1 pseudogene is annotated in these 332 nt (G+C 33.4%); it reads left to right on the top strand.

Features of this window, described 5'->3' with window-relative positions:
* Positions 1 to 332 (top strand): annotated as a pseudogene (locus SB717_RS34480) (flagellar hook-length control protein FliK); the annotation flags it as partial.

Here is a 332-nt window from a genome sequence, read left to right as displayed (position 1 = left end):
CTCCGCAAAAAGAAAAAGGGCTAGAAGTACAATCAAAAAATGAAGATTCTTCATTCGATCGTACGATGAGAATGGAAAATAAAAAACAGCCGCAAACGGAGAAAACGAAACGAGAAGAAGCACCAACAGAAGAGAAAAAAGATTATATTCTTTCTAAAAAATCGGTAACGAAAGAAGAGCCTATTGTAAAGAAAGAAGAAAAAAAAGAGACAGAACAGTTGTTATTAGCTGTATCTGAGCAAATGGTTGCAATTGAGCAATTACATGTGCAGCCGGAATTGTTATATCAATACATACAAAAAATACAAGAGCTATATAAAGAATATGGCAAT

Source organism: Priestia sp. SIMBA_032 (genome assembly GCF_046535215.1).
Taxonomy (GTDB): domain Bacteria; phylum Bacillota; class Bacilli; order Bacillales; family Bacillaceae_H; genus Priestia; species Priestia aryabhattai.
The sequence above is the reverse complement of the archived record's forward strand: the minus strand, read 5'-3'. Positions and strand labels throughout refer to the sequence as shown.